The 21303-nt window shown below is 52.6% G+C and carries 18 protein-coding genes; 7 read left to right on the top strand and 11 right to left on the bottom strand.

The genetic code is table 11. From position 1 onward, the window contains the following. Positions 1–149 precede the first annotated feature (149 nt). A complete protein-coding gene (gene cycA, locus ACS0RQ_RS24895) occupies positions 150–1559 on the top strand; it encodes a D-serine/D-alanine/glycine transporter (RefSeq protein ID WP_079497704.1) in 1410 nt (469 codons plus the stop codon). Positions 1560–1653: 94 nt separating this feature from the next. Here cycA and ytfE read toward each other — a convergent pair whose 3' ends face one another. The 4 genes from ytfE to ACS0RQ_RS24875 form a co-directional block, all read right to left on the bottom strand. Next, a complete protein-coding gene (gene ytfE / locus ACS0RQ_RS24890) occupies positions 1654–2316 on the bottom strand; it encodes an iron-sulfur cluster repair protein YtfE (RefSeq protein ID WP_271848644.1) in 663 nt (220 codons plus the stop codon). Positions 2317–2410: 94 nt separating this feature from the next. Then, the gene (locus tag ACS0RQ_RS24885; protein WP_271848645.1) at positions 2411–3379 is read right to left on the bottom strand and encodes a DMT family transporter; all 969 of its coding nucleotides are present in this window, start codon (positions 3377–3379) and stop codon (positions 2411–2413) included. Between the two features lie 75 nt (positions 3380–3454). Further along, positions 3455–4279 (bottom strand): AraC family transcriptional regulator, encoded by an 825-nt coding sequence (locus ACS0RQ_RS24880; RefSeq protein ID WP_271848646.1) that lies wholly within the window; start codon positions 4277–4279, stop codon positions 3455–3457. 81 nt (positions 4280–4360) lie between these two features. Continuing rightward, positions 4361–5209: an SDR family oxidoreductase gene (locus ACS0RQ_RS24875; protein ID WP_271848647.1), complete on the bottom strand. Its 849-nt coding sequence runs from the start codon at positions 5207–5209 to the stop codon at positions 4361–4363. A gap of 84 nt (positions 5210–5293) precedes the next feature. Between ACS0RQ_RS24875 and ACS0RQ_RS24870 the strand changes: the two genes are divergently transcribed. Continuing rightward, positions 5294–5680 carry a winged helix-turn-helix transcriptional regulator gene (locus ACS0RQ_RS24870; protein ID WP_039077777.1) on the top strand — a complete coding sequence of 129 codons (387 nt, stop codon included), beginning with the start codon at positions 5294–5296 and terminating at the stop codon, positions 5678–5680. 59 nt (positions 5681–5739) lie between these two features. Here ACS0RQ_RS24870 and ACS0RQ_RS24865 read toward each other — a convergent pair whose 3' ends face one another. Beyond that, positions 5740–7683: a bifunctional 2',3'-cyclic-nucleotide 2'-phosphodiesterase/3'-nucleotidase gene (locus ACS0RQ_RS24865; protein ID WP_271848648.1), complete on the bottom strand. Its 1944-nt coding sequence runs from the start codon at positions 7681–7683 to the stop codon at positions 5740–5742. Between the two features lie 313 nt (positions 7684–7996). On the opposite strand from ACS0RQ_RS24865, the gene cysQ reads away from it, so the two are divergent. Next, on the top strand, positions 7997–8737 hold the full coding sequence (gene cysQ / locus ACS0RQ_RS24860) for a 3'(2'),5'-bisphosphate nucleotidase CysQ (protein ID WP_271848870.1): 741 nt from the start codon (positions 7997–7999) through the stop codon (positions 8735–8737). On the opposite strand, the gene ACS0RQ_RS24855 is transcribed toward cysQ, so the two are convergent. Continuing rightward, the gene (locus tag ACS0RQ_RS24855; RefSeq protein ID WP_193794970.1) at positions 8731–9291 is read right to left on the bottom strand and encodes a YtfJ family protein; all 561 of its coding nucleotides are present in this window, start codon (positions 9289–9291) and stop codon (positions 8731–8733) included. The genes cysQ and ACS0RQ_RS24855 overlap by 7 nt on opposite strands. A 326-nt stretch (positions 9292–9617) precedes the next feature. On the opposite strand from ACS0RQ_RS24855, the gene ACS0RQ_RS24850 reads away from it, so the two are divergent. Further along, the gene (locus ACS0RQ_RS24850) at positions 9618–9824 is read left to right on the top strand and encodes a DUF1107 domain-containing protein (RefSeq protein ID WP_039077773.1); all 207 of its coding nucleotides are present in this window, start codon (positions 9618–9620) and stop codon (positions 9822–9824) included. Between the two features lie 153 nt (positions 9825–9977). Here the strand turns inward: ACS0RQ_RS24850 and paeA are convergent, their stop codons facing one another. From paeA to msrA, 4 genes are all read right to left on the bottom strand, one after another. Further along, positions 9978–11312, bottom strand: coding sequence for a polyamine export protein PaeA (gene paeA, locus ACS0RQ_RS24845; protein WP_039077772.1), 1335 nt, complete (start codon positions 11310–11312; stop codon positions 9978–9980). Positions 11313–11727: 415 nt separating this feature from the next. Continuing rightward, on the bottom strand, positions 11728–12201 hold the full coding sequence (locus tag ACS0RQ_RS24840) for a hypothetical protein (RefSeq protein ID WP_039077771.1): 474 nt from the start codon (positions 12199–12201) through the stop codon (positions 11728–11730). A 356-nt stretch (positions 12202–12557) separates the two neighbouring features. Beyond that, entirely contained in the window at positions 12558–13148 is a 591-nt protein-coding gene (locus tag ACS0RQ_RS24835; protein ID WP_271848649.1) for an EAL domain-containing protein, read from the bottom strand. Between the two features lie 390 nt (positions 13149–13538). Then, on the bottom strand, positions 13539–14180 hold the full coding sequence (gene msrA / locus ACS0RQ_RS24830; protein ID WP_271848650.1) for a peptide-methionine (S)-S-oxide reductase MsrA: 642 nt from the start codon (positions 14178–14180) through the stop codon (positions 13539–13541). A gap of 213 nt (positions 14181–14393) precedes the next feature. Here msrA and tamA point away from each other — a divergent pair, with 213 nt between their 5' ends. From tamA to ACS0RQ_RS24815, 3 genes are read left to right on the top strand one after another with little or no spacing between them, the layout of a single operon-like run. Further along, positions 14394–16127, top strand: coding sequence for an autotransporter assembly complex protein TamA (tamA, locus tag ACS0RQ_RS24825; RefSeq protein WP_271848651.1), 1734 nt, complete (start codon positions 14394–14396; stop codon positions 16125–16127). Beyond that, positions 16124–19900, top strand: a complete 3777-nt coding sequence (tamB, locus tag ACS0RQ_RS24820) for an autotransporter assembly complex protein TamB (RefSeq protein WP_271848652.1) — start codon at positions 16124–16126, stop codon at positions 19898–19900. The genes tamA and tamB overlap by 4 nt, the downstream gene beginning before the upstream one ends. Before the next feature lie 2 nt (positions 19901–19902). Further along, the gene (locus ACS0RQ_RS24815) at positions 19903–20247 is read left to right on the top strand and encodes a gamma-glutamylcyclotransferase family protein (protein ID WP_039077766.1); all 345 of its coding nucleotides are present in this window, start codon (positions 19903–19905) and stop codon (positions 20245–20247) included. 55 nt (positions 20248–20302) lie between these two features. On the opposite strand, the gene bla is transcribed toward ACS0RQ_RS24815, so the two are convergent. Beyond that, positions 20303–21157 (bottom strand): class A beta-lactamase, encoded by an 855-nt coding sequence (gene bla, locus ACS0RQ_RS24810; protein ID WP_271848653.1) that lies wholly within the window; start codon positions 21155–21157, stop codon positions 20303–20305. Positions 21158–21303: the final 146 nt, after the last annotated feature.

Here is a 21303-nt window from a genome sequence, read left to right as displayed (position 1 = left end):
TGCTGCTCACTTTAAACAAATATTTAACATCTCTTTTAATTCAGAGTATTCATCCTACCAATTCTTACCTAATATCGTTGCGTCCGCGAATGGGCGAAGTATGCAATTAAAGGCCAGAAGAGCCTCAACAACACAGACAGGATATAAACATGGTAGATCAGGCAAAAGTCGCGGCTGACGAAGAGGCTTCGACTGAACAATCGCTACGGCGCAATCTTACAAACCGTCATATTCAGCTAATCGCTATCGGTGGTGCCATCGGTACCGGGCTGTTTATGGGCTCCGGGAAAACCATCAGCCTTGCAGGACCGTCGATCATTTTTGTCTATATGATCATCGGGTTCATGCTGTTTTTCGTCATGCGTGCGATGGGTGAGTTGCTGCTGTCGAACCTTGAGTACAAATCTTTTAGCGACTTCGCCGCCGACCTGCTCGGACCGTGGGCGGGGTATTTTACCGGCTGGACATACTGGTTCTGCTGGGTAGTCACCGGGATGGCCGATGTGGTGGCGATCACCGCTTACGCACAATTCTGGTTCCCTGGATTATCCGACTGGATAGTGGCGTTGACCATTGTCCTGGTGCTGCTGAGCCTGAACCTTGCCACCGTAAAAATGTTCGGCGAGATGGAGTTCTGGTTCGCGATGATCAAAATCGTCGCCATTGTGGCGCTGATTGTTGTTGGTCTGGTGATGGTGCTGACCAGTTTCAAATCGCCGACCGGAGTAGAAGCCTCTGTTGCGCATCTGTGGAATGACGGTGGCTGGTTCCCGAAAGGTATCAGCGGCTTCTTTGCTGGTTTCCAGATTGCGGTCTTTGCCTTTGTGGGGATTGAGCTGGTCGGAACGACAGCGGCAGAAACCAAAGACCCGGAAAAATCGCTGCCGCGCGCCATTAACTCCATTCCGATCCGCATCATCATGTTCTATGTGTTTGCGTTGATTGTGATTATGTCCGTGACCCCATGGAGCTCAGTGGTGCCGGATAAGAGCCCGTTTGTTGAACTGTTTGTTCTGGTGGGCCTGCCTGCCGCAGCGAGCATTATCAACTTTGTGGTGCTGACGTCTGCTGCGTCTTCCGCGAACAGCGGCGTGTTCTCCACCAGCCGTATGCTGTTCGGCCTGGCACAAGATGGCGTGGCGCCAAAAGCGTTCGGTAAGCTCTCTAAACGTGCGGTACCGGCGAAAGGGCTGACCTTCTCTTGTATCTGCCTGTTGGGCGGTGTGGTAATGCTGTACGTGAACCCAAGTGCGATTGCGGCGTTCACCATGATTACCACCGTTTCGGCCATCCTGTTTATGTTTGTCTGGACGATTATCCTCTGCTCTTACCTCGTCTACCGTAAACAGCGTCCGCAACTGCATGAAGCGTCCATCTACAAAATGCCGCTTGGCAAAGTGATGTGCTGGGTATGCATGGCGTTCTTTGTGTTCGTATTGGTGTTGCTGACGCTCGAAGAGGACACTCGTCAGGCCCTGATCGTCACCCCCATCTGGTTTATCGTACTGGGCGCGGGCTGGCTGATTGTGGGTAAAAAACGCCTGGCAGGTATGCGCTAGTCTTCGTAGACCTTGCATCCGGGAAAATAAAAAAGAGCCGCGCAGGCGGCTCTAAAGACTTCCATGAATCAGGCGCTCTCAGGGGCGCCTTTGCTTATTCTCCAGCGAGGGCACGCGGAAACAGAACGTTGTTTTCCAGACTGATGTGTTCCATCAGGTCGTCGATCAATTCGTTGATACCGTTATACATTGCTTTCCAGGTGGTGCAGGCTTCCGGCGGCGGTGTCACGCCATTGGTAATGTGCTTGATAACTTCCAGCAGTTCGCCTGCATCATCATGCTCGCTTTCCATCACGCTGATTGGCCCCATCGCCTGGCTGCCCATCCCCTCTTTAATCATCGGGAACAGGATGCGCTCTTCTTTCATCATGTGGCTGGAAAGCTCGTCGTGCAGCATGGTCAGGTATTTGGTTAACCCTTTTGGCACGTTGGGTTTATCGGCATGCACGCGTTCTACTTTGGTCGCCTGCAGGATAAGCTCTGGCAGTTGTTCGCGATGGCGGTCGTGGTAACGCACGATAATGTGATCGATGATTTCGTTCAGTGCGGCGGCGCGCCAGTCTTTCTCGATGGGCTGCTCTGCCAGTTTTGCCAGTTCGGTTTCAATGATGCCAACATCCAGTTCTTTGCGGGACGCGGCGCGCTCCAGCGTCTGCTTACCGCCGCAGCAGTAATCCATATCGTATTTACGAAACAGCGCTGACGCACGTGGAATGGATAGCGCCAGTTCACCCAGGGGTTGGTCACGGAAAGCCATAGCAGTTACCTCATCAGAAATTATAACATGCATTTTAAATGCATCTTTTGTTCGATGATATACCCCTTTCGGGGCAAGGTAAACAAGACCACGATTAACCGTGGTCTGAAACTGACTGAACCAGAGGCTTTTCTGGCTTCGCGCGTACGGCCATGACCACGCCGCAAACCAACAGGGTGATACCACAGAGGGTGAGCAACGGCGGCATTTGCTGACGTAGCATGAAGGTATAAAGCAGGCCCGCCAGGGTTTCAAAAACAATCAGTGGCCCGACAATGACCGTGGGTAAACGCTGACTGGCAACATTCCAGCACATAGCGCCGACCCAGGAGCAGAGCACTGCAATCGCGAACATCAAACCGAGAAATACCGCCGGGCGCGGGCCAAAGGGTTGGGCAAAATCGGGTTGTTGCGTACTCAGCCACAGACAAGCAACAGCATAGCCGAGTAAAGAGACGGGGAGCGTCACCAGTGCCTGCGCGGTTGCCCACATCATCGGGTTCTTGTCCGGGTTTTCCCGCAACCAGCGGGCGTTACGCAGCGCATACCACGCCCAGCAGGCGACGGAAACCAGCGCAAGGGCAATGCCGGAGCCATAGCGCCACCAGGAGAACGCCGGCAGGCCGCCGTGCAGTTCGGCTATATTCACGCAGGCCAGTCCCGCTGCAATACAGAGCAGTGCCGGAGCGAGACTTGTCCAGGTGCGTTTACCGTCACGCTGGCTGTAGAGCAGATTTGCACATATCGGGATAACAACCGGCAGGGTGCCAATGATCATCGTCGAAACCGGTGCCCCGGTGCGCTGAATGGCGCTGGCAAGACAGACGTAATAGATGAGATTGCCCATCATGGTCAGCGCCAGTGCGGTGAGCCAGTCTTTTTGTGTTAACTGCCGTAAACGCTGGCGGCCCAGCCAGGCCAGCGGCAGGGCAATTATCCCCAACGCCAGATAACGACCGGTTGACTGCAATGCCGCCGGGTAATCCGGCACAATTAATGGCCCAACAAAAATAAGCCCCCACAACAACCCCGCGAGCAGGGCATACAACACACCACTAATCATACTTCCACCTGACGTTTCTGTTTGCCGTCACAGTGTAGGAAAGGAGGGGAACGGAATATTGTATGAGATTGCGCATTAGCGCCGGACGACCTGCTTCTGGTAGCGCACGGGGGTAATGCCGTAACGACGCGTAAAGGCGCGGGTGAGGTGTGACTGGTCAGTCAGCCCGGTGGCGGCGGCTACTTCGGCGGCGGGCATCCCGTGGGTCAGGAAATCTTTCGCCCGCCACAGACGAATCGCCATCAGCATTTGATGGGGTGTTACGTGAAAATGGGCTTTGAACTGACGCTGAAAATGGTACGGGCTCAACGAGACCACCTGCGCCAGCTCATCCAGCGTCAGGGGGTGCATAAAATTATCATGCAGATAGTCACGGACCCGCTCAAAACGATGAGCGCCTTCCTGACTGACCGGCGTGTGACGTGCAAGCGGTGTGAAGGTGTCGATCAGGTCCAGCAGCATCCCTTTTTGCGCCAGCGAATCCTCGGTGTGCCACAGGCCATGAATCAGGCGGCAAATCTTGACTGTGCGCAGGGGATCGTGGCGAGTAGCATCGCTAAACCACCAGTGGCGGATACCGGTCACCTCTTCCAGCAACGCGGGGTCAAGGTAGATCATGCGATAGCGCCAGCCATCCGCGGTCTCAGCCTCACCGGTATGCAGTTCGTCGGGGTTCATGGTGACAACAGAATTGGCAGGCGCAACGTACTGCGTACCGCGATAACGAAAGCGTTCGGCACCCGCTTCGATTGCGCCAATACCAAAGGCTTCGTGGGTGTGGGGTTCGAAGGCATAACGGGAGATATGCGCATGGTACAACTCCACCCCTGGCAATTGCGCCAGGTGGCGAAAACGCGCGCTGTCTCTTTCGTCAAAGAATTGTTCCGGTACGCCTTCCACTTTTCGCCTCCGCTCAGGTCATCTTCTCATTATTAAGGATGACCCGGCGGCGTGCTACAAAAATTAACCAGCCTTTAACAGTTACAGGATGCCTTTGACGCTTTCCGCGAGCGGGGTGGTCGGGCGACCAATCAGCTTGCTCAGGGTATGGCTGTCATCGAACAGACCTCCTTTCGAGGCTCCGATATCCGAGTCAGCCAGCAGGTTAGCGAACACGTCTGGCAGACCAACACCCTTTAACGCACCCGCAAAATCGGCTTCGCTCAGGTTCTGATACACCACTGGTTTACCGCTCTGTTTGCTCAGTTCAGCCGCCAGTTCGCTGAGTGTCCAGGCGCTGTCACCGGCCAGTTCGTAGACTTTCCCTGCATGGCCGTCTGTGCTGATAACGCGTGCGGCGGCAGCGGCGTAATCTGAGCGGGTGGCCGAGGCGATTTTGCCGTCTCCCGCAGCGCCGATGAAGACGCCATGAGCCAGAGCAGCCGGGGCGCTGGCCAGGTAATTTTCGGTATACCAGCCATTACGCAGCAGGGCGTAAGGGATACCGGAATCGGCCAACATTTTTTCGGTTTCAACGTGCTCAACATGCAGACCGAGCGGAGATTTATCCGCATGCAACAGGCTGGTATAGGCGATAAATTTCACGCCCGCCGCTTTGGCCGCATTGATCACGTTACGATGCTGAGCGGCGCGCTGGCCCACTTCGCTGGAGGAGACCAGCAGCAGTTTTTCTACGCCCGACAGTGCCGCCGTTAGCGCTGCCTGGTCGCCGTAGTCGGCCTGGCGAACGACGACACCTTTCTGAGCCAGTGCGTCAGCTTTTGCCGGGTTACGTACAATCGCGACGAGCTCACTCGCTTTGACGGTTTTCAGTAATTCTTCAACAGCCAGTGCGCCCAGTTGGCCTGTAGCGCCGGTAATTGCGATCATGATGATTCCTCTTCGTGTTTGTCTTGTGTTGTGGCACACTATCACCTTAACTAACTTTTAGTAAGTACGTACAAAAAGGTAAGTATGGAAGGCATAAATCCCACCCTGAGCGAGCGGATGCGCGACGGTAATCTGTTTGCTGAGGAGTGCCCCTCCCGTGAGGTGCTTAAACACGTGACCAGCCGCTGGGGCGTATTGATTCTGGTGGCGTTGCGCCATGGCACTCACCGTTTCAGCGATTTACGCCGCAAAATGGGCGGTGTCAGCGAAAAAATGCTGGCGCAATCGCTGCAGGCGCTGGAAATGGACGGTTTTATTAACCGCATTTCGTACCCGGTGGTGCCGCCGCATGTGGAGTATAGCCTGACGCCGCTGGGAGAGCAGGTGAGCGAGAAAGTGGCTGCGCTGGCCGACTGGATTGAGCTGAATTTGCCGCAGGTGCTGGCGACGCGAGACGACCGCGCCGCCTGAGTGAACCCGGATGGCGGTGTGAACGCCTTGTCCGGGCTACAGTTGCGGGATAACCGAGCTTACTTACTTAAATCCACCTGATAGAGCGCAAAGCCAATCTCGTCCGTACCGACCTTCTTCATCGGGTACTGCGCTTTCTCTTTGATAAACGCAGCCGCTTTCTCAGAAGGTGAGGTTTCGAAACGGATATCCAGCGCCGTATTACTGTGAATCGGTGCCAGGCGCCAGTTGTTATCCGCCGCCGGGTGGATTTCTCCCGCTTTTGCCGATTCGTCGGTTATCCATTTTGCCAGCACCGCGCGGTTTTCATCCGGCGAGGCAAAGGCGATATGGCTGTCACCCGTTCCCGCAAACTTACCGCCATAGGCGCGGTAGTTATTGGTTGCCACCAGGAACACCTGGTTGGGATCGATCGGTTTGCCGTTAAAGGTCAGATCTTTAATACGCTCAGCTTGCGGGTTGATGCTCTGGCATTCGCCGTCATAACGCGCAGGCTGCGTCACATCAATCTGATATTTCACCCCATCAATCACATCGAAGTTATAGGTACGGAAGGTCTCCCAGTTGATGAGTGACTGAGGCTTCGTACTGTTGGTATCGATCTGATTAAACTGCCCGGCGGAGCACTCCAGCCACTCTTTCACCTCTTTGCCCGTCGCTTTTACGACCACCAGTGTGTTGGGGTAGAGATACAGATCGGCGGCGTTACGGAAGGTGAGCTGCCCTTTTTCGACCTCGACAAAACTGGCCGGATCGTTTTTACGTCCGCCTGCTTTGAACGGGGCGGCGGCAGACAAGACCGGCAGGTTCGCCAGGTCCGGATCGCCCTGAATAAAGTGCTTCACATAAGCGGTCTGGGCATTATTGACGACCTGGACGGTTGGGTCATCCTGTACAAGGGAGAGGAAGCTGTACATGTTGTCGGCGGATTTCCCGATAGGCTTGCCGACGAACTGACGGGTGGCATCGTGGTCGTGTTTCAGGATTTCCACCAGTTTGCTGTCTTCTGCGGCCAGCGATTTTTTGGCAGCGGCGTCATAAATCGGGCGCGCTTCGGCTTTTGACGAAGCGACCTGCCACTTCCCGGCATCGTTATTCAATACCAGATCCACCACGCCGAGGTGGTCGCCCCACATTCCTGGCATCACTGACGGCACGCCATTTAAGGTTCCTTTGGCGATATCCGCTCCTTTAATGGCGGCGAAATCTTTCGACGGGAACACCGCATGGGCATGACCAAACAGAATAGCGTCAATGCCGGGGACTTGGCTTAAGTAGTAGACGGAGTTTTCCGCCATCGCCTGATAAGGTTCAGAAGAGAGGCCGGAGTGGGCAACCAGCACGACCAGGTCGGCCCCTTTTTCGCGCATCTCTGGTACATATTTTTTCGCCGTTTCGGTGATGTCATTAACCGTGACTTTGCCGCTCAGGTTGGCTTTATCCCACACCATGATTTGTGGCGGGACAAAGCCGATATAGCCAATCTTCAGAGTATGCGTTTTACCATCGGTATCGGTAACGGCGGTCTCTTTAATGAGATACGGGGTAAACAGCGGCTTTTGGGTTTTGACATCGATAATGTTGGCATTCACGTAGGGGAATTTTGCCCCTTCCAGCGCCCGGTGCAGATAATCCAGGCCATAGTTGAATTCGTGATTGCCGAGGTTGCCCACGGCGTAGTCCAGCGTATTTAGCGCCTTATAGACAGGGTGGATGTCGCCCTTTTTCAGCCCTTTGGCTGCCATATAATCACCGAGCGGGCTGCCCTGAATTAAGTCGCCGTTATCCACCAGCACGCTATTTTTGACTTCTTTTCTGGCGGCATTGATCAGGCTGGCGGTACGCACCAGGCCAAATTTTTCTGTCGCAGAATCTTTATAGTAATCAAAGTCCATCATGTTGCTATGCAAATCAGTGGTTTCCATAATCCGGAGATCCACCGTCGCCGCTTGTACGCTGGCTGCTATCAACGTGGCAAGGAGCGTTGCGCTAAACTTAATCATCAGAGGTGTCCTTTTTAGATCTGAGCCACAAAAGAAATGATATGTACATTTTGTTGCTTACAGAATTGTGAATTCTGCCATGAAATTTGCCACATAAATGCAACAACTATCACACCTGGCAGATTCGACCTGAATGCGATATAAGTAAAACAATGAGTTATACCCGTCATACTTCATGTTGCATGAGCGTTGGCTGCGTTCACTCACCCGAATCACTTGCTGAGGTAAGCGCATCGGGATCCACTCACTTGCCGCTTTCCTGCAACGTGAATTATTGAGGGTAAAGACCCCACTGCCATAGAAGAGGTGGATGATGTTAGAAGCCATTTGTCAGCTCGCGCGAGAAGCGGGCGATGCCATTATGCAGGTCTACGACGGCCATAAGCCGATGGATGTAACCAGCAAATCCGACGATTCGCCCGTGACGGCCGCCGATATTGCCGCGCATGCGGTGATTGCTGGTGGGCTACAGGCACTGACGCCGGATATTCCGGTTCTGTCGGAAGAAGATCCTCCCTCCTGGAGCGTTCGTCAGCACTGGCAGCGTTACTGGTTGGTCGATCCGCTGGACGGCACCAAAGAGTTTATAAAGCGTAACGGTGAGTTCACGGTGAATATCGCCCTGATTGAAAACGGGAAACCGGTACTTGGCGTCGTTTATGCCCCGGTGCTTAAGGTGATGTATTGCGCGGCGGAAGGTAAAGCGTGGAAAGAGGAAAACGGCACGCGGACGCAGATTAAAGTGCGTGACGCGCGTCCGCCGCTGGTGGTGGTAAGCCGTTCCCACGCAGATGACGAACTGAAAGAGTATTTAACCCAGTTGGGTGAACATCAGACAACCGCGATCGGTTCATCGCTGAAATTCTGCCTGGTGGCAGAGGGACACGCTCAACTGTATCCGCGTTTTGGGCCGACCAGCGTCTGGGATACGGCGGCAGGCCATGCGGTAGCCGTGGCAGCCGGGGCACATGTTCACGACTGGCAGGGAAAAACCCTGGATTACACGCCGCGTGAATCTTTCCTGAACCCCGGCTTTCGGGTGTCGATTTACTGACTGTCGAGTAATTTATGCAGCAGGGCGATGACCTGCTGCACTTCCGCCTGCGTCAGCCCACCGTCTTTGACATATTGCACCCGTCCGTCTTTATCCAGCACCACGATGGCTGAACTGCCTTCATCCAGTTGCCAGGCCTTTCGCGCTACGCCATCACTGTCGACAATAAACTGTGACCAGGGATAGAGCTTTTTGTTGCTCTCAATACTGCTGCGCACAAACATTGCTGAGCCGGGGATCGCATCATCTGTATTGATGATGGTCGTCGTCTGGTAACGATCGTGAGGTAAATTTGCGGCCTTGATCGCTTCAATCAGCGCGGCATTTTTCTCTTTGGCAGAGGTCCGACCGGCAATATGTTGCACCACTCGCACTTTGCCAGGAAGCTGCGCGCTGTTCCAGTTTTTGTAACTAAACTTATCGTTATTGAGAATCAATTCCCCTCTATCGGCGATGCCCACAGGCGGTACTCGTTGGCTGGTTTCAAAATTGTGGGCTTGCGCCAGGAGCGGCAGTAGCAGGCAGGTGGCTGCCAGGATGTTACGTAAGGTCATGGTGTTTCCTTTTATTATTTGCAGGTGATCCGACCACTTAACTCAACCTTTTAATCATAAGTGCGATCAATGTGCTTTTCCCGCAAACGGGATGCCAGTTTGCGGGTTAACGCACATAACGGCGAAAAAACGACGACTTATACTGCCTGTTCGTAAGCGCTGAAAAGAAAATTCTGAATAACTGTAATCAAAAGGTAAATAAACTTATACATACTAGGTCTCATGTTGTTTCTGAACTATGCTCATTGAGCACCAAAATTTGCGCTCATCACTGTTGGGCCAAGCGTGGCACCGCAAGGGCGTATTACTTAGCAGGAGATACAAAAATGAAAATTTTCCAACGTTACAACCCACTTCAGGTGGCAAAGTACGTGAAAATCCTGTTCCGTGGACGGTTGTACATCAAGGACGTTGGCGCTTTCGAGTTTGATAAAGGCAAGATCCTTATCCCGAAAGTGAAGGACAAACAGCACTTTACTGTGATGTCCGAAGTCAACCGTCAGGTTATGCGTCTGCAAACTGAGATGGCTTAACCAACCCACTATGCTATGCAGTAATCGCAGTACAACAAAAACGGCTCCGTCAGGGAGCCGTTGATGTTTTGAGGGGAGAATCGCCTCTGAATGGCAGGCAAGAAAAAAGGCGGAAATTACGCCGCCTTTTATATCGAGGATTTGCCGTCGTGCTTATTCGCTTTTCTCTTCAGCATCCGGCAACTTTGGCGTTAAGACCGTGGCCTTGTTATCAATCCGCGTGACCAGCAACTGGTCGATACGGTAGTTATCAATGTCCACGACTTCGAACTTATAGCCGGAGTACTTCACCGAGTCGGTACGTTTCGGGATCTTGCGCAGCATGAACATCATAAAGCCGCCAATGGTCTCGTAATTGCCGGACTGAGGGAACTCGTCGATATCCAGCACACGCATCACATCATCAATCGGCGTGCCGCCGTCAATCAGCCATGAGTTTTCATCACGCGCGACGATTTGTTCTTCCAGCCCCTGACCGACCAGGTCGCCCATCAGCGTGGTCATTACATCGTTGAGGGTGATAATCCCCACCACCAGCGCATACTCGTTCATGATGACCGCAAAATCTTCGCCTGCCGTTTTAAAGCTTTCCAGCGCTTCGGAGAGCGTTAACGTATCCGGCACAATGAGCGTGTTGCGGATTTGCACGCCGCTGCTCAGCACCAGGCTTTGGTTGGCCAGTACGCGAATAAGCAGGTCTTTTGAGTCGACGTAACCAACGATATGGTCAATGTCTTCATTACATACGAGGAACTTGGAGTGCGGGTTTTCAGCGACTTTTCGTTTTAAGCTTTGCTCATCTTCATGCAGATCAAACCACACCACGTTTTCGCGCGATGTCATTGACGATGGTACCGTGCGCGATTCCAGCTCAAACACATTCTCAATCAGCTCGTGCTCTTGCTTACGCAGCACCCCGGCCAGCGCGCCAGCCTCGAAGATGGCATAGACATCATCAGACGTGATGTCGTCTTTACGCACCATTGGCAGCTTGAAGATGCGGAAAATAATGTTAGCCATGCCGTTAAAAAACCACACCAGCGGGCGGAAGAGAAACAGGCAGAAGCGCATCGGGTTGATAATGCGCAAAGCCACAACTTCAGGCGCGATCATACCGATGCGTTTCGGGGTCAGGTCGGCGAACAGGATAAACATCCCCGTTACCAGCGAGAACGAAATAATAAAGCTCAGACGGTCTGCCAGCTCTGGCGACACCACGGTGACTAAGATGCTGTAGAACGCGGGGGAGAAAGCGGCATCACCTACGATACCACCCAGGATGGCAACGGCATTCAGGCCGATTTGCACCACGGTAAAAAAGGTGCCGGGGTTTTCCTGCATTTTTAAAATGCGTTGCGCATTGACGTTGCCATCATCGGCAAGCAGTTTCAGTTTTATTTTTCTGGAAGCGGCAAGCGAAATCTCAGATAGCGAGAAGAATGCACTTACGACTATCAGACAGAGTATGACTAAGATGCTGTTTAACATAATTTATCCAGCTATAAGCGGGATCCTCGGAGGGAAGTTGAAAAATCCTTGTGGTAAACACATTGAAAGCGAGTCCGAAGCGGTGGACCTACAATTTCGACGGCTAGTATAGCGTAAGCGTGTTACAGCCTGCCAGCAGTGTAAGCAGTTTGTTACATGTAGATGGGAGCTTTTCTCATTTGTGAGTTCGTTTCTTGCTCTAATGGCGCAATGCGTAGTCGTTTTTCAGGTGTAGCCTTTATCCACAGGGGTGAGCAATGCGTCAATGAAAGAGCAAAAGGAGTAATAAGAGGGTTTTTATATATTCCCGTGGCACGTTATTACTTCCTTTTACTCGCGCTAAGGTTTTGCCTTTAATTTCTATTTTGTGGATGTGACCTTTTCGTTATTACACTCGTGTTCTCTTTCGTAACGATTAAAGCAACCACTCCAGTTTCTTTAAGGGTACTGAGCGATACATGTAGCCCTGAACCGCCCAGATGCCGCAATCCTGTAGTACTGAAAATTCCCACGTACTTTGTACGCCGTCGATAATGACGCGATCCGAATATGATTTTCGGATGTTCTTAATCAGTTCAGGGAAAGTGGGCTTCTGCACCTGTTTATGGTAGAAGTCTCGATTAATCACCACGGCCTGGCGGACGTTTTCCCGCCATAGCCCAAATAACGCAGGATCTTCCTGTTTCATTAATGTCAGGTGTGGAAACTGTGCTGCAGTATCTGTAAGATTCCTGGGGTTGTTAACATAAAACAAAAGCCCATTTTCGACAGAGAAGTCAGAACAATACTTCAGGTGATGGCTGTGCGGGGGATGATCGCTACAGTCCATTGAAAATCCAACAATTGTGCCATTCAGGCTGTGAATGGGTATTACGCTAACCCGGTCCATATCCTTTCCTTGTTAATGCCTAGATATATCTAATATTGATCGCTAAAAGTTATTAATCAATCATTTATTGATCGATAATTAATATCAATATATATACCTATCAAAGGGTATTTCTTTGATAGTTAGCGCATTTGTATATTGCCGGTTGGGCAATAAATGTTGTTAAGCGATGAGGGTTCTGGCTGTCGCTTTTATATGAAGGCGGCTTTTTTGTGGTCGTAAGACGTCATTCCTTACCGGAGGATATGCTGGAATTTTTCACTGTTTATGTATAAAAAACTAAATCAAAATATCAATTCATGTTCATTTCGTAATAAATGACACTGCAAATGGGCAGAGCGTGTCGCAACAAGGGGTTACATTAACTGATGCACCTTACTAAACGGTATTGGCGCATAAAGTCCGCAACAGGCCCAAATACCCGCCTCTTCAAGTGCTCTGCGGTTAATATCATTGTCTGTTTTTATAATAACTTTGTCGCAATAACGCTTTAAATTTTGGATAAGGTATGGAAACGTGTTTTTACTTAGCTCGTTGTTTGTAAAGGTTTCATCCAAAATGATTGCTTCACAATACTGGGTAAAGGGCGCGTTTTTATTGCCCACATGACTCAGCCAGATGCCATTTTTACTTTTTGCTAAATCTTGTATGGCTGTTTCAAATGTTTGGTTGATTTGTAATTTCACAAAGGGAAGTCGCGCCAGTGTTGCCTGTAACACTAAGTCAAACGTTAATAGCATTGCGATCTCTTCATCGGTGATGGAGACCAGACAGAACAAATCACGCTTTTTAAAAAAATCGGCTTTATTACCAATGGCATTCATTAAATCAAAAAGGTAAGTTCTTTTTTTTTCGAGACTATTCAGGACAAGCGTTTTTCTTGGGTAGATCTTAACGCCCAGTAGTTGACCGTGTGGAGTGGTTATCCTTTCTGCTAAGTAAGGCATATAAAATCTCCCTCCAGGTGGTATTCACATCGCTTTCTCTAAAACACGCTTACAGCGTGTGTAACACATACTAAGAGCATATTGCGACAGGTGATGTCACTCTTAAATGGAAATTTATCTGAAATACGCTTATGAAAAAGATTGTTATATATGACAGATTTTACTTAAGTTAAAAAATTGAAAAAGCTAAAAAAACTTCTCAATAAAATGAACAGGATACACATATCTCGTAATACAGTTCAGGTATGCGAAATTAAACCAGTAATGACGTGCAAATAGCGTGGTCGGTTGAGAAAGAATAGCGAAAAGTTAAAGCGAGAATTTCCAGGGGGGCGGGTCAGGTGCTACGTGAAAACCGGTTCAGGAAGCTGAACCGGTAATAAAGGAATATCAGGCCAGTTGCGGCGGCAGGCAAACGCCAATACCACCAATGCCGCAATATCCATAGGGGTTTTTATGCAAATATTGCTGATGATCGTCTTCGGCATAGTAAAACGGTGGTGCGTTAACAATTTCCGTCGTAATAGTACGATCATCATTCGCGGCCCGCATTGCCGCCTGGAACCGTTCAAGGCTGGCATGAGCGGCAGCGCTCTGCTCGGGCGTCAGCGGATAAATGGCGGAGCGGTATTGCGTGCCGTGGTCATTGCCCTGACGCATTCCCTGGGCCGGATCGTGGTTTTCCCAGAACACCTGCAGAAGCTGCTCATAACTGATCACCGACGGGTCATACACTACGCGAACCGCTTCGGCATGGCCCGTCTGTCCGGTACATACTTCGCGGTAGGTTGGGTTCGGCGTATAACCGCCCATGTAGCCTGCCGCCGTGCTATAGACACCGGGCAGTTGCCAGAACAGACGTTCGACGCCCCAGAAGCAACCCATTGCGAAATAAGCGGTCTCCATCCCTTCCGGTACGTTTGTCATGGAGTGCTCGTTAACAGCATGTAGCGTGGCAACGGGCATTGGCGTGTTACGTCCGGGTAACGCATCCGATTGAGTAACAAGGTTTTTCTTATCAAACAGACTCATGGTGAGGCCTCCCATAAGCGCAAATTGCGGTTAAGGTTGTAACGAAGCGTCTCTTTTAACACAATAAACGCGGTAAATCAGACTAGATTTAAACATAAGAAATATTTGGGGTGTCGTCCGTTTTTCAATCCACATATTGGATTTTTTACAAGCCGCGGAGCGGTGTTGACGTTTCCTTCCAGGGGTGGAAACAAGGGATATTCAGGAGAGAACGTGCCAAAAATCCGTACTTTATGTTTTGCCGGTTTGTTGCTGGCAAGCCATAGCGCCATGTCGGCAAACGTCCGATTGCAACTGGAAGGGTTGACCGGAGCGCTGCAGAAAAATGTTCGCGCTCAGCTTTCCACCATCGAGAGCGATGAAGTGACGCCGGACAAGCGATTTCAGGCGCGTGTCGATGACGCCATCCGTGAAGGTTTGAAAGCGCTGGGATATTACGAACCCACTATCGAGTTCGAGCTTCGCCCACCGCCGGCGAAAGGGCGTCAGGTATTGATTGCGCGTGTCTCGGCAGGGGAACCGGTACGCATCGGCGGTACGGATGTGATCCTGCGCGGCGGTGCGCGTACCGATGAAGATTATATTGCATTGCTAAAAAAGCGCCCGGAAAAAGGCACGGTGCTGAACCACGGTGATTACGACGGTTTTAAGAAATCACTCACCCGTGTTGCCTTGCGCAAAGGCTATTTTGATAGCCACTACAACCACAGCCAGTTGGGCATCGCGCTTGACCGGCATCAGGCATTCTGGGATATCGACTATGATAGCGGCCAGCGCTACCGTTTCGGAGATGTGACCTTCGAAGGTTCGCAAATCCGCGAAGAGTATCTGCAAAATCTGGTGCCGTTTAAAAAAGGTGATTACTACCAGACCAAAGATCTGGCGGAACTTAACCGTCGCCTGTCAGCTACCGGCTGGTTTAACTCCGTGGTGGTGGCACCGGAGTTTGATAAAGCCAGAGAAAGCAAGGTACTACCTTTAAAAGGTGTCGTCGCACCGCGTATAGAAAACACCATTGAGACGGGTATCGGCTATTCCACCGACGTAGGTCCGCGCGTCAAAGCCACATGGAAAAAGCCGTGGATAAACTCCTATGGCCACAGCTTTACCACCACTGCCAGCGTCTCTGCGCCGGAACAACAGCTTGATTTCAGCTACAAAGTTCCGCTGCTCAAAAACCCGCTTGAGCAATATTATCTGATTCAGGGCGGTTTTAAGCGCACCGATTTAAATGATACCGAAGCGGACTCCACCACGCTTGCGGTGTCCCGTTACTGGGATCTCTCCAGCGGCTGGCAGCGCGCCATTAACCTGCGCTGGAGCCTCGACCACTTTACGCAGGCGAGCGTGACCAACACCACCATGCTGCTTTATCCGGGGGTGATGATCAGCCGTACCCGTTCGCGCGGCGGTCTGATGCCGACCTGGGGTGATTCCCAGCGTTATTCCATCGATTACTCCAGCACCGCTTGGGGCTCGGATGTGGAGTTTATCGTGATGCAGGCGCAAAACGCCTGGATCCGCACGTTATATGACCGCCACCGTTTTGTGGCCCGTGGCAACCTAGGGTGGATCGAAACAGACGATTTTAACCGCGTACCGCCAGATTTGCGCTTCTTCGCCGGGGGGGATCGCAGCATCCGCGGCTATAAATACAAATCTATCGCGCCGAAGGATGATGACGGTAAGCTGATCGGCGCCTCGAAAATGGCCACCGGATCGCTGGAATATCAATACAACGTGACGGGTAAATGGTGGGGCGCGGTCTTTGTCGATAGCGGTGAGGCCGTGAGCGATATCCGCCGCAGTGATTTCAAAACCGGTACCGGCGTCGGGGTGCGCTGGCAATCACCGGTTGGCCCGATCAAATTCGATCTGGCCGTTCCGGTCGGCGATAAAGACGAGCACGGATTACAGTTTTACATCGGTTTGGGGCCTGAATTATGAGTTTATGGAAGAAGATAAGCCTCGGCGTACTGGTGTTTATCCTGTTAGTGCTGGGGACGGTTATTTTTCTCGTCGGGACGACGAGCGGGTTACACCTGCTGTTTAAGGCCGCCAACCGTTGGGTTCCGGGACTGGAAATCGGCCAGGTGATCGGCGGCTGGCGTGATTTATCGCTGAAAAACATTCGTTACGATCAGCCGGGTATCGCGGTGAATGCCGGAGAGTTCCATCTGGCGGTAAAACTGGGCTGCCTGCGTGACAGTAGCCTGTGCGTGAACGATATCTCGCTAAAAGATATCAATGTGGTCATCGATACCAAAAAGATGCCACCTGCCGCGCCGGTGAAAGAAGAGGATAACGGGCCGTTAAACCTTTCCACGCCGTACCCCATTACGTTAAGCCGCGTAGCCCTCAATAACGTCAATATTAATATTGATGACACGACCGTCTCCGTCATGAACTTCTCCTCTGCCCTGAACTGGGAAGAGAAGAACCTGACCCTGAAACCCACCTCGCTGAGCGGCCTGCTAATTGCCCTGCCGAAAGTAGCGAAGGTGGCGCAGGAACAGGTGGTGGAGCCGAAGGTTGAGAATCCGAAACCGGATGAACTGCCGCTGGGCGAATCCCTTAAGCAACTCTTCGCCAAACCGCTGCTGCCGCAGATGACGGATGTGCATCTGCCGCTCAATCTCAATATTGAAGAATTTCACGGTGAGCAGCTTCGCTTAACCGGTGACACCGATATCACGGTCAGCAATATGCTGCTCAAAGTGAGCAGCATTGACGGCAATATGAAGCTTGATGCGTTCGATATCGATTCAAATCAGGGCACGCTTAATGCCACGGGCACGGCGACATTGCGGGATAACTGGCCGGTGGATATCACCCTCAACAGCACCCTGAATGTCGATCCGATGAAAGGCGAGAAAGTGAAGCTCAAAGTCGGCGGCGAGGTGCGCAAACAACTGGAGTTTGGCGTCAACCTGTCCGGCCCGGTGGATATTGTTCTACGTGGGCAAACACAGCTTGCCGAGGCGGGGCTGCCGCTCAATCTGGACATCACCAGCGAGCAGCTCTACTGGCCGTTTACCGGTGAAAAACAGTATCAGGCCGACGACCTTAAGCTCAAGCTGACCGGTAAAATGACTGACTACACACTGTCGTTCCGCACGGCGGTAAAGGGCCAGGACGTACCACCAGCCACCATCACTCTGGACGGTAAAGGTAACGAGCAGCAAATCAGCATCGACAAGCTGAGCGTCGCCGCGCTGGAAGGGAAAACCGAACTCAAAGCCTTGCTCGACTGGCAGCAGGCGATTAGCTGGCGCGGAGAGTTAACGCTGGACGGTATCAACACCGCAAAAACCTTCCCGGACTGGCCTGCAAAACTGAACGGGCTGGCGAAAATGCGCGGCAGTCTCTACGGCGGAACCTGGCAGCTTGATATCCCGGAGCTGAAACTCGCCGGGAACGTGAAACAAAATAAAGTCAGCGTTGACGGGCAGCTTAAAGGCAACAGCTATATGCAGTGGACCATTCCGGGGCTACATCTGGAACTGGGACGCAACAAAGCCGATGTCAAAGGCGAGCTGGGAGTAAAAGATCTTAACCTGGATGCCAACATCGACGCGCCAGGTCTGGATAACGCACTGCCAGGGCTGGGCGGTACGGCTAAAGGGCTGGTGAATATTCGCGGTACGGTGGATGCGCCACAGGTAATGGCGGATATCACCGCCAGCAATCTGCGCTGGCAAGCGCTGCGTGTGGCCCGTGTCCTGGTGAAAGGGGATGTGAAATCGACCGATCAGCTTGCCGGTACGATGAATGTGCGGGTTGAACGCCTCTCTCAGCCTGGGGTGAATATCAGCCTGGCAACGCTTGCTGCCAAAGGCAGTGAAAAGCAGCACGAACTTGAGTTGCGGGTGCAGGGTGAGCCGGTCGCCGGGCAGTTAAAACTGGCCGGGAGTTTTGATCGCAACGAACAGCGCTGGAAGGGCACCCTTAGCGATACACGCTTCACCACGCCCGTCGGGCTAGTTGCCCTGAACCGTGAAATCGCGCTGGATTACCGCAATCAGGAACAGAAGATCAGTATTGGGCCACACTGCTGGACCAACCCGAATGCGGAGCTTTGCGTGCCGCAGACGATCGATGCCGGGGCGCAGGGGCGTGCGGTGGTCAATCTGAACCGCTTCGACCTGGCGATGCTGAAACCCTTTATGCCGGATACCACCCAGGCCAGCGGCACATTCAGCGGTAAGGCTGATGTCTCGTGGGATGCCACCAAAGAAGGCTTGCCGCAGGGTGAAGTGACGCTATCCGGGCGTAACGTCAAAGTGACCCAGGTAGTGAACGATGCACCGCTGCCGGTCGCTTTCGAAACACTGAACCTTAACGCGAAGTTGCAGAATAATCGTGCGGATTTAGGCTGGCTGATCCGTCTGACCAATAACGGACAGTTTGACGGGCAGGTGCAGGTCACCGATCCCCAGGGGCGACGTAACCTTGGCGGTAACGTCAATATCCGCAATTTCTCGCTGGCGATGGCTAACGCCATCTTTACGCGCGGCGAGAAAGCGGCGGGTACGCTGAACGCTAACTTACGGCTCGGCGGGAATCTGCAAAGCCCGCAGTTGTTCGGGCAGATGCAGCTCAACGGTGTGGATGTGGAAGGTAACTTCATGCCGTTCGATATGCAGCCCAGCCAACTGGCAATGAACTTCAATGGAACCACCTCGACCCTGCAAGGGGTGGTGCGGACCCAGCGTGGACAAATTAACCTGAGCGGTGATGCGGACTGGAGCCAGATTAACAACTGGCGTGCCCGCGTGGCGGCACAGGGGAGCAAGGTGCGCATTACCGTGCCGCCTATGGTGCGTCTGGACGTCTCCCCTGATCTGGTGTTCGAGGCTACGCCGACTCTGTTTACGCTTGATGGCCGGGTCGATGTGCCCTGGGCGCGGATCGTCGTGCATGATTTGCCGGAAAGCGCGGTTGGCACCTCCAGTGATGAAGTGATGCTCAATGCGGATCTGAAACCGGAAAAACCGAAAAGCGCGGCGATTCCGATTAACAGTAATTTGATTGTGCATGTCGGCAATAATGTGCGGATGGATGCTTTCGGACTGAAAGCGCGGCTGACCGGCGATCTGAAAGTGACTCAGGATCAACAAGGGCTTGGCCTTAACGGGCAAATCAATATTCCGGAAGGGCGCTACCACGCTTATGGTCAGGATTTGATTGTGCGTAAGGGGGAACTGCTTTTCTCCGGCCCTGTCGATCAGCCGCTGCTGAATATCGAGGCGATTCGTAACCCGGATGCCACCGAGAACGACGTGACCGCCGGGGTGCGTATTACCGGCACGGCAGATGAACCGAAAGCGGAGATCTTCTCCGACCCGGCGATGTCGCAGCAAGAGGCACTCTCTTACCTGCTTCGCGGGCAGGGGCTTGAGAGCGGACAAAGCGATAGTGCAGCAATGACTTCAGCCTTAGTGGGCCTGGGGGTTGCACAAAGTGGTCAGGTTGTGGGTAAAATCGGCGAGACGTTTGGCGTAAGCAATCTGGCGCTGGACACCGAAGGGGTGGGAGACTCCTCCCAGGTGGTGGTCAGCGGCTATGTACTGCCGGGTCTACAGGTAAAATATGGTGTGGGTATTTTTGACTCACTGGCGACTCTCACGTTACGTTATCGCCTGATGCCTAAGCTGTATCTGGAAGCGGTGTCTGGCTTAGATCAGGCACTTGATCTGCTCTATCAGTTTGAGTTTTAGCAATGCGAATATTTGTCTACGGCAGTTTACGACGCAAGCAAGGCAACAGCCACTGGATGACCAATGCTCAGTGGCTGGGTGATTATTGCGTTGAAGATTATCAACTCTACAGTCTGGGGCACTACCCTGGCGCTGTACCGGGTGATGGCAGTGTGCTGGGTGAAGTTTACCGCATTGATGCGACAACGCTTGGCGAACTGGACGCGCTACGTACCGCTGGGGGCGAATATAAACGGCAGCTTATCCAGACGCCTTATGGCAGCGCCTGGATGTATGTGTACCAACGGCCGGTGGAGGGGAAAACGTTTATCCCTACCGGCAACTGGTTAGACAGAGACCAGTATTAATACAAACACGCCACCTTCGGGTGGCGTTGTTTTTTGTCCCGCAGACGTTGCCTGGCTACCAGTGCTTAATCAGCGATGCGCCGATGTCGGCGATTTTTTTGTTTCGTTCGTCCATGGTCGCCTGCGTTTCGGTGATGTAGATAACGACGATGCGGGCCGGTTTGCCATCAGGCCCCAGCGCGGCAACAATACCGCGAGAACCCCGTTCCCCCGCTCCCGTTTTATCGGCGATAAACCAGCCTGTTGGTATGACCGAACGAATCAGCGGCCCACCGACTTTATCTGCTTCCATCCAGGCCATTAATTGCTGCTGTGATGCTGGTGTCAGTATCTTGCCGGTGAGAAGCTGGCGTAGCATCTGCGCCATGGCCTCAGGTGTTGTCGTATCACGCTCATCGCCAGGCAACGCTTCATTCAACGCGGTTTCCCATCGGTCGAGACGGGTGACCCGATCGCCCGCTTTACGCAGGAACGCCGTAAGTTCGGACGGTCCACCGATCGCAGACAGCAGCAGATTGCCCGCCGTGTTATCACTCATTGTGATGGCGGCGCTGCACAGTTCGGCCAGGGTCATCCCGTCGTTCAGGTGCTTTTCCGTTACCGGCGAGTACGCGACCAGGTCCTGCTTACGATAATGTATACGACGGGCAAGCTGCTCCTGCCCGGCATCAACCCGCGATAAGACCGCGCCGCACAGCAGCACTTTAAAAGTACTCATCATGGGAAAACGTTCTTGTGGACGATAGCTGCCCAGCATTTGGCCGTTGGCGAGGTTCAATTCGGCATAGCCCACTCGTGCGTTAAGTTGGTCCTCGGCTTTTTTTACGGTCTCCAGCGTGACCGGGTGAGCAAAAGCGGGCAGGCAAAAGGCGGTCAGCAGGGAGATAAAGTGCAGACGAAACCGTGGCATAGAGATACGTTTCCTTGTGGTTATTTCGGGGCAGGAGGGCAATCACACAACGGTATGCATTGTAGAGGTATATCTTTACCAGAGTGTGATGAATTAAGGGTAAAGATTCGCACGGTAAATGAAAGTGGGAGGGTAAATACAGCGCC

Source organism: Phytobacter diazotrophicus (genome assembly GCF_052061655.1).
GTDB classification, from domain to species: domain Bacteria; phylum Pseudomonadota; class Gammaproteobacteria; order Enterobacterales; family Enterobacteriaceae; genus Phytobacter; species Phytobacter diazotrophicus.
This window is presented reverse-complemented; position numbering and strand designations above follow the sequence as displayed.

Excerpts from the sequence above, each read along its gene's own strand:
- ytfE (WP_271848644.1), bottom strand. The coding sequence starts at position 2,316 with ATGGCTTTCCGTGACCAACCCCTGGGTGAACTGGCGCTATCCATTCCA.
- ACS0RQ_RS24855 (WP_193794970.1), bottom strand. The coding sequence starts at position 9,291 with ATGACCTTACGTAACATCCTGGCAGCCACCTGCCTGCTACTGCCGCTC.
- ACS0RQ_RS24835 (WP_271848649.1), bottom strand. The coding sequence starts at position 13,148 with ATGCCTTACTTAGCAGAAAGGATAACCACTCCACACGGTCAACTACTG.
- paeA (WP_039077772.1), bottom strand. The coding sequence starts at position 11,312 with ATGTTAAACAGCATCTTAGTCATACTCTGTCTGATAGTCGTAAGTGCA.
- ACS0RQ_RS24850 (WP_039077773.1), top strand. The coding sequence starts at position 9,618 with ATGAAAATTTTCCAACGTTACAACCCACTTCAGGTGGCAAAGTACGTG.
- ACS0RQ_RS24815 (WP_039077766.1), top strand. The coding sequence starts at position 19,903 with ATGCGAATATTTGTCTACGGCAGTTTACGACGCAAGCAAGGCAACAGC.
- ACS0RQ_RS24870 (WP_039077777.1), top strand. The coding sequence starts at position 5,294 with ATGGAAGGCATAAATCCCACCCTGAGCGAGCGGATGCGCGACGGTAAT.
- ACS0RQ_RS24885 (WP_271848645.1), bottom strand. The coding sequence starts at position 3,379 with ATGATTAGTGGTGTGTTGTATGCCCTGCTCGCGGGGTTGTTGTGGGGG.
- ACS0RQ_RS24875 (WP_271848647.1), bottom strand. The coding sequence starts at position 5,209 with ATGATCGCAATTACCGGCGCTACAGGCCAACTGGGCGCACTGGCTGTT.
- ACS0RQ_RS24840 (WP_039077771.1), bottom strand. The coding sequence starts at position 12,201 with ATGGACCGGGTTAGCGTAATACCCATTCACAGCCTGAATGGCACAATT.
- cysQ (WP_271848870.1), top strand. The coding sequence starts at position 7,997 with ATGTTAGAAGCCATTTGTCAGCTCGCGCGAGAAGCGGGCGATGCCATT.
- tamB (WP_271848652.1), top strand. The coding sequence starts at position 16,124 with ATGAGTTTATGGAAGAAGATAAGCCTCGGCGTACTGGTGTTTATCCTG.
- cycA (WP_079497704.1), top strand. The coding sequence starts at position 150 with ATGGTAGATCAGGCAAAAGTCGCGGCTGACGAAGAGGCTTCGACTGAA.
- ACS0RQ_RS24865 (WP_271848648.1), bottom strand. The coding sequence starts at position 7,683 with ATGATTAAGTTTAGCGCAACGCTCCTTGCCACGTTGATAGCAGCCAGC.
- msrA (WP_271848650.1), bottom strand. The coding sequence starts at position 14,180 with ATGAGTCTGTTTGATAAGAAAAACCTTGTTACTCAATCGGATGCGTTA.
- bla (WP_271848653.1), bottom strand. The coding sequence starts at position 21,157 with ATGCCACGGTTTCGTCTGCACTTTATCTCCCTGCTGACCGCCTTTTGC.